The sequence below is a fragment of the Albidovulum sp. genome (assembly GCF_008933605.1).
Lineage (GTDB): Bacteria > Pseudomonadota > Alphaproteobacteria > Rhodobacterales > Rhodobacteraceae > Albidovulum.
The window spans coordinates 1-7,656 of record NZ_WBUS01000149.1 but is presented as its reverse complement, the minus strand read 5'-3'; the positions used below and the strand labels follow the sequence as shown (position 1 = coordinate 7,656).

Below are 7,656 nucleotides of genomic sequence, written 5' to 3'. Positions count from 1 at the left end.
TCACGAGGCGGATCGCCGGGTCGCGCGTGGAGACGAGGACGCCCGGCCGCGTGGCCCCTGCCGTTTCGGCCCCCGCCTGCGCCGCCGCCAGCGCCCGGCCGAAGGCCTGGCCCATCTCGTCGTCGGTGAAGTCGAGCCAGCCGTCGGCCCGCAGGCGGAACCCTGCCCGCGCCGCGATACCATCGGCGACCGAGGACGATGCGGCATGGACACGGCCCGACGGGCCGAGCACGAGCCAGCCGATCCCAAGGCGCTGCGCCGCCGTCCGGTCGAGCATCGCGCGCGCCCGTTCGGCACGAACGAGCCGCCAGCCTGCAAGCGCCCGCGCCACGTAGCGACCGAGACCGGAAAGGCGGGCGCCATCGACGGCACGGAAGTCACGGCCGCGCCGCTCGGCCAGGAGGACCGCGGACCCGCCCCCCGGCAGCGGACTGCGCAGCCACCTGAGCGGCATCCGATCGCTGTCCGCGCCGGGCAGGTCGATCTGCGAATAGACCCGGTCCCAGCGCATCCGCCCCACCGCGGCAAGGTCCGGCGGGCTGGCAAGACCACCGACCTGCCATCGCTCGGTCACGCCGCCCGGATCCAAGGCCATCAGGCAGAGGCCATCGGCCCCGATCGCCGCCGCCAGCCGGTCGAGAAAGGCCGGCCAGAGGTCCTGCGGCCCGCTCTCGCCATCGCCGGCATGACCCGTGGCGGCGGCCACCAGAGCCTCGATCAGTTCGGACTCCTCCGACATGGCACCGGTCCTTGACGACTGACGCATACCCCCCAAATGGGGGGTTCATTCTCTTGTCCGCTGCTTTACGCGACAGGTCAACCGGATTCACTGAGGCGCCGCATGACCAGCAAGACCCTGACCCACCTGCAACGCCTGGAGGCCGAGAGCATCCACATCCTGCGCGAGGTCGTCGCCGAGGCGGAAAAGCCGGTGATGCTCTACAGCGTTGGCAAGGACAGCGCCGTGATGCTCCATCTGGCCAAGAAGGCCTTCTACCCGGCGCCCCCGCCCTTCCCGCTCCTGCATGTCGACACGACGTGGAAGTTCCGCGACATGTATGCGCTGCGCGACAGGGCGGCGAAGTCGGCGGGGATGGACCTGATCGTCTACCAGAACCCCGAGGCGCTGGCGAAGCGCATCAACCCGTTCGACCACGGCTCGCTCCACACCGACATGTGGAAGACCGAGGGGCTGAAGCAGGCGCTCGACCAGTACGGCTTCGACGTGGCCTTCGGCGGCGCCCGCCGCGACGAGGAGAAGAGCCGCGCCAAGGAACGCGTCTTTTCCTTCCGCTCCGCCAATCACCGCTGGGATCCGAAGAACCAGCGCCCGGAACTCTGGCGGATCTACAACGCCCGCAAGGCGAAGGGAGAGAGCGTCCGGGTCTTTCCGATCTCGAACTGGACCGAGCTCGACATCTGGCAATACATCTACCTTGAGGGGATCGAGATCGTGCCCCTCTACTTCGCGGCGCCGCGCCCGACCGTGGTGCGCGACGGGCTGACGCTGATGGTGGATGACGAGCGCTTCCCGCTGCGCGACGGCGAAACGCCCGAGATGCGTTCGGTGCGCTTCCGCACCCTCGGTTGCTACCCGCTCACCGGCGCGGTGGAAAGCGAAGCGAGGACGCTGCCCGAGGTCATCCAGGAGATGCTCCTCACCACCACCTCGGAACGGCAGGGCCGGGCGATCGACCACGATCAGGCCGCCTCGATGGAGAAGAAGAAGCAGGAAGGCTACTTCTGACCGCTTCTCCGCCTCCGCCACAGCCAGACAGGACCGCCATGACGACCCAGGATCCGATCTACAAGACCGACGCCCTCATCGCCGAGAATATCGAGGCCTATCTCGAGGCGCATCAGCACAAGACCATGCTGCGCTTCATCACCTGTGGCTCCGTCGATGACGGCAAGTCCACGCTGATCGGCCGGCTGCTCTACGACAGCAAGATGATCTTCGAGGACCAGCTCGCCACGCTGCAGGCCGACAGCCGCAAGATGGGCACCCAGGGCCAGGAAATCGACTTCGCACTCCTCGTCGACGGACTCGCGGCCGAGCGCGAGCAGGGCATCACAATCGACGTGGCCTACCGCTTCTTCGCCACCGAGAAGCGCAAGTTCATCGTCGCCGACACGCCCGGCCACGAACAGTACACGCGCAACATGGTGACCGGCGCCTCGACTGCCGATCTCGCCGTGATCCTGATCGACGCGCGAAAGGGCGTGCTGACGCAGACCCGGCGGCACAGCTACCTCGCCCATCTCCTCGGCATCCGCCACATCGTGCTGGCGGTGAACAAGATGGACCTCGTCGACTACGACCGGACGGTGTTCGAGCGCATCCGCGACGATTACGCGGCCTTCGCCCGGAGCATCGGCATCGCCGACTTCACCGCGATCCCGATCTCGGGCTTCAAGGGCGACAACATCACCGGGTTGAGTGCGAATACTCCCTGGTTCGAGGGTCCTGCGCTGCTCCCGCATCTGGAGGGCGTCGAGGTCGAGGATACCCGCGACCAGGCGGGGCCCTTCCGCATGCCGGTGCAATGGGTCAACCGCCCCAATCTCGATTTCCGCGGCTTCTGCGGCCTCATCGCCAGCGGGCAGGTGCGGCCCGGCGACGCCGTGCGGGTGCTGCCCTCGGGCAAGACCTCGAAGATCGCGCGGATCGTCAGCCTCGATGGCGACCGCGACCTCGCCGTGGCCGGGGAATCGGTGACGCTCACGCTCGAGGACGAGATCGACTGTTCCCGCGGGCAGGTGCTCGTCGCCGCCCAAGCGCCGCTCGAGGTCGCAGACCAGTTCGAGGCGACGATCGTCTGGATGGACGAAGCGGAGATGGTGCCCGGCCGGGCCTACTGGCTGAAGATCGGCACCCAGACGGTTTCGGCCACGATCCACGCGCCGAAATACGAGGTCAACGTCAACACCCAGGAACATCTGGCCAAGAAGACGCTCGACCTCAACGCCATCGGCGTGGCGGTTGTCACCACCGACCGGCAGATTCCCTTCGCGCCCTATGCCGAGAACCGCGACCTCGGCGGCTTCATCCTCATCGACAAGCACACCAACCATACCGTTGCCGCCGGGATGATCCATTTCGCGCTGCGCCGGGCGCAGAACATCCACTGGCAGGCGACGGACATCGGCCGGGCGCATCACGCGGCGATGAAGAACCAGAAGCCCGCGGTGCTGTGGCTCACGGGCCTCTCCGGCTCGGGCAAGTCCACCATCGCCAACATCGTCGAGAGAAAGCTGGCGCGGATGAACCGCCACACGTTCCTCCTCGACGGCGACAACGTCCGCCACGGACTGAACAAGGACCTCGGCTTCACCGAGGCCGACCGGGTGGAGAACATCCGCCGGGTGGGCGAGGTCGCCAAGCTGATGACCGATGCCGGGCTCATCGTCATCACCGCCTTCATCTCGCCCTTCCGGTCCGAGCGCGAGATGGTGCGCGGCATGATGCAGCCGGGCGAGTTCCTGGAGGTCTTCGTCGACACGCCGCTGGACGTGGCCGAGGGCCGCGACGTGAAGGGGCTTTACGCCAAGGCGCGGGCCGGCCAGCTGAAGAACTTCACCGGCATCGACTCTCCCTACGAGGCGCCCGAGGCGCCCGAGATCCGCATCGACACGACCGAGACGAGCGCCGAGGAAGCCGCCGACTTGATCATCGCGCGGCTGATCCCCTGAGCTGGCAGTGCCGGCCGGCCCCCATCCGGGGCCGGCCGCATCGTGTCAGTTGCCAAGGATCGCAGGCAGACGCAGGCCGTGGTCCTTCGCACACTGGATGGCGGTCTCGTAGCCCGCATCCGCATGGCGCCAGACGCCCGAGGCCGGGTCGTTCCACAACACCCTTTCCAGCCGCCGGGCGGCTTCGGGCGTGCCGTCCGCAACGATCACGACGCCCGCGTGCTGGGAGAACCCCATGCCGACGCCGCCCCCATGGTGCAGACTGACCCAGGTGGCGCCGCTCGCGGTGTTGACGAGGGCATTCAGGAGCGGCCAGTCGCTGACCGCGTCGGAGCCATCCCTCATCGCCTCGGTCTCGCGGTTGGGCGAGGCGACCGAGCCCGAGTCCAGATGGTCGCGGCCGATGACGATCGGGGCCTTGAGTTCGCCCCTTGCCACCATCCCGTTGAACATCAGCCCCGCCCGATGCCGGTCGCCGAGGCCGATCCAGCAGATGCGCGCGGGAAGGCCCTGGAAGGCGATCCGCTCCTGCGCCATGTCGAGCCAGCGGTGCAGGTGGGCGTTCTCGGGGAACAGCCGCTTCATCGCCGCGTCAGTCTTGTGGATATCCTCGGGGTCGCCACTGAGCGCGCACCAGCGGAACGGGCCGATCCCCTTGCAGAAGAGGGGCCGAATATAGGCCGGAACAAAGCCCGGGAAGGCAAAGGCGTTCTCGAAGCCCTCGTCCCTGGCCACCTGCCGGATGTTGTTGCCATAGTCGAGCGTCGGGACCCCGGCGTTCCAGAAGCCCACCATCGCCTCCACATGGACACGCATCGAGGCGCGTGCGGCATGCTCCACCCCTGCCGGATCGGTCTCCTGGCGTGCCCGCCAATCCGCGACGGACCAGCCCGCCGGGCAGTAGCCGTGCAGGGGGTCATGGGCGGATGTCTGGTCGGTGACGATGTCCGGGCGGGGCCCGCCGGCCTTCATCCGTGCGAGGACCTCGGGAAAGACCTCGGCCGCGTTGCCGAGAAGTCCCACGGACTTTGCCTCGCCCTTCGCCGTCCAGTCGGCGATCATGGCGAGTGCCTCGTCAAGCGAACGCGCCTTTGCGTCGAGGTAGCGGGTGCGGATGCGGAAGTCGATCCGGGTCTCGTCCACCTCGACGGCAAGGCAGCAGGCCCCGGTCATGACCGCCGCAAGGGGCTGCGCGCCGCCCATGCCGCCAAGGCCCCCGGTCAGAATCCAGCGGCCGGTCAGATTGCCGCCGTAGTGCTGGCGGCCGGCCTCGGCGAAGGTCTCGTAGGTGCCCTGAACGATGCCCTGGGTCCCGATGTAGATCCAGCTTCCGGCCGTCATCTGGCCGTACATCATCAGCCCCTTGCGGTCCAACTCGTTGAAGTGCGCCCAGGTCGCCCAATGCGGTACGAGGTTCGAGTTCGCGATCAGCACGCGCGGGGCGTCGGCATGGGTGCGCACCACCGCGACCGGGCGGCCGGACTGCACCACCAGCGTCTCGTCGGCCTCGAGGTCCTTCAGCGCGGCGACGATCCGGTCGAAATCCTGCCAGGTGCGCGCGGCCCGGCCGATTCCGCCATAGACGACAAGCTCGTGCGGGTTCTCGGCCACGTCGGGGTGGAGGTTGTTCATCAGCATCCGCATCGCGGCCTCGGTCTGCCAGCTTTTCGCGGTTCGCTCGGAACCGGTCGGCGGATAGACGTCGCGGAGGTTGTGGCGAGGGTCAGTCATGGGCGTGCGTCCTTCGGTAGCTCGGCCGCCGCATCGGCGACCGCGTCAAGAATATGCTTCAGCCAACGGCGGAGCCGGTCGGCCTTGCGCGTGTCATAGCTCCAGGGCGGAGCCTCTTCCTTGAGATAGGCAGATTGCGCGATCTCCATCTGGATAGCGTGGACACCGGTTTCGGGGCGCCCGTAGTGGCGGGTCGTCCAGCCGCCCCGGAAGCGGCCGTTGAGGACATGGGTGTAGCCCCCGGCGCCGGCGCAGATTCGGGCGACGGCGGCCTCGATCGCGGGCGCGCAGGACTCGCCGCCGTTGGTGCCGATGTTGAGATCGGGCAGCACGCCGTCGAAGAGGAAGGGAATGCACGACCGGATCGAGTGGCAGTCGTAGACGATGGCGATGCCGCGGCGGGCGCGCACCCGCGCCACCTCCGCCGCGAGCGCGGCGTGATAGGGCGCATGGAAGGCCAGGCGGCGCGCCTCGACCTCCTCTGCGGTGGGCTCCTGCCCTTCCCGCCAGATCGGCTGGCCGTCGAAATCCGTCAGGGGCACGAGCCCGGTGGTGTTCTGCCCCGGATAGAGCGAGGTGCCCGACGGGTCGCGGTTGGCATCGATGGCATACCGGTGGAAGGTGGCGCGCACGACCGTCGCGCCGGGCACGAGCCCGTCGTAGAGCCGGCCGATGTGCCAGTCGGCATCCGCCAGCGCGTGGCCGGTGGGGTTCAGCCGAGCCACGATCTCGTCGGGCAGCCAGGTGCCGCCGTGCGGCTGGCCGAGGATGACGGGGCCGTCGCCGGGGATCACCTCCACCGGCGTCATGGCCGAAGCTCCGGCAGCGAGAGCCCGGCCGCGGCGGCGATCGTGCCGCCCGCGACAAGGCGTGCCGTCGTTTCGAGGTCGGGGGCGAGGTAACGATCCGCCCCGATGGGGGCCACGTCCTGCCGCAGCCTGGCCAGTACCTGTTGCAGCGGCGCCGAGGTGGCGAGCGGCGCGCGGAACTCCACCCCCTGCGCGGCGCAGAGAAGCTCGACCCCGAGGATCCGGTTGAGGTTCTCCACCATCCTCCCGAGCCGCCGCGCACCGTGCGCGGCCATGCTGACGTGATCCTCCTGGTTGGCCGACGTCGGGGTGGAATCGGTTACGCAAGGGTTGGCGAGGTGCTTGTTCTCGCTCATCAGCGCCGCCGTCGTCACCTCGGCGATCATCAGCCCCGAGTTCAGGCCGGGATCCGGCGTCAGGAACGGCGGCAGGTCGTGGCTGAGTGTCGGATCGACCATCAGTGCGACCCGGCGCTGCGCGATGGCGCCAATCTCGGCCACGGCGAGCGCGATCATGTCGGCGGCGAAACCCACGGGCTCGGCGTGGAAGTTGCCGCCCGAGACGATCCTGCCGTTCGACAGGACGAGCGGGTTGTCGGTGGCCGCGTTGGCCTCGACCTCCAGCGTCCCAGCGGCCATGCGCAGCATATCCATCGCGGCGCCCGTCACCTGCGGCTGGCAGCGGATGCAGTAGGGATCCTGCACGCGGGTGTCGCCTTCGCGGTGGCTCTCGCGGATCGCCGAGCCTTCGAGCAGCGCGCGCATGGTCGCCGCCGCTTCGATCTGGCCGGGATGCCCACGGAGAGCATGGATCTCGGGTTGCAGCGGCGCGGTCGATCCCATGATCGCGTCGGTGGAAACGGCAGAGACCACCAGCGCCGAGCGTGCCGCGTTCCAGGCGCCGAACAGCCCGGCGAGCGCGAAGGCGGTCGAGAACTGCGTCCCGTTGATGAACGCCAGACCCTCCTTCGGGCCCAGCGCGACCGGCGCGAGCCCGGCGGCCGCGAGCGCCTCGGCCCCCGGCAGGACACGGCCGCCGTACTCGGCAAAGCCCGCGCCGATCATCACGGCGGTCATGTGAGCGAGCGGCGCGAGGTCGCCGCTCGCGCCGACGGAGCCCTGCGCCGGCACCGCCGGCGTCACCCCGCGGGCCAGCATCTCCTGCAGAAGCTCGATCAACTGCCAGCGCACGCCCGAGGCGCCGCGACCGAGGCTGAGCAGCTTCAGCGCCATCATCAGCCGGGTCTCGCGCGCCGGAACCGGGTCTCCGACGCCGCAGCAATGCGACAGGATGAGGTTTTCCTGGAGCCGCGCGGTATCGGCGGGCGCGATCTTGAGGCTCGCGAGCTTGCCGAAGCCGGTGTTGACGCCATAGACGGCCGTGGCGCCGGCGGCGGCGGCAGCGACGCGGGCGGCGGCGGCCT

6 protein-coding genes are annotated in these 7,656 nt (G+C 69.0%); 2 read left to right on the top strand and 4 right to left on the bottom strand.

Annotated elements, in window-relative coordinates; translation table 11 throughout:
- On the bottom strand, positions 1-739 hold a 739-nt coding region (locus F9K34_RS15430), incomplete at its 3' end, for a hypothetical protein (RefSeq protein WP_291338013.1).
- A gap of 102 nt (positions 740-841) precedes the next feature.
- On the opposite strand from F9K34_RS15430, the gene cysD reads away from it, so the two are divergent.
- Both cysD and cysN read left to right on the top strand, forming a co-directional pair.
- Complete coding sequence (gene cysD / locus F9K34_RS15425) at positions 842-1,747, top strand: sulfate adenylyltransferase subunit CysD (RefSeq protein WP_291338012.1); 906 nt, start codon at positions 842-844, stop codon at positions 1,745-1,747.
- A gap of 38 nt (positions 1,748-1,785) precedes the next feature.
- Positions 1,786-3,693 (top strand): sulfate adenylyltransferase subunit CysN, encoded by a 1,908-nt coding sequence (gene cysN, locus F9K34_RS15420; RefSeq protein WP_291338011.1) that lies wholly within the window; start codon positions 1,786-1,788, stop codon positions 3,691-3,693.
- Between the two features lie 45 nt (positions 3,694-3,738).
- Here the strand turns inward: cysN and hutU are convergent, their stop codons facing one another.
- The 3 genes from hutU to hutH form a co-directional block, all read right to left on the bottom strand.
- Positions 3,739-5,424: a urocanate hydratase gene (hutU, locus tag F9K34_RS15415; RefSeq protein ID WP_291338010.1), complete on the bottom strand. Its 1,686-nt coding sequence runs from the start codon at positions 5,422-5,424 to the stop codon at positions 3,739-3,741.
- Positions 5,421-6,233, bottom strand: a complete 813-nt coding sequence (gene hutG, locus F9K34_RS15410; RefSeq protein WP_291338009.1) for an N-formylglutamate deformylase — start codon at positions 6,231-6,233, stop codon at positions 5,421-5,423. Before hutG ends, hutU begins: the two co-directional genes overlap by 4 nt.
- The coding region (hutH, locus tag F9K34_RS15405) for a histidine ammonia-lyase (protein ID WP_291338008.1) at positions 6,230-7,656 on the bottom strand (1,427 nt) is incomplete at its 5' end. The genes hutG and hutH, both read right to left, overlap by 4 nt.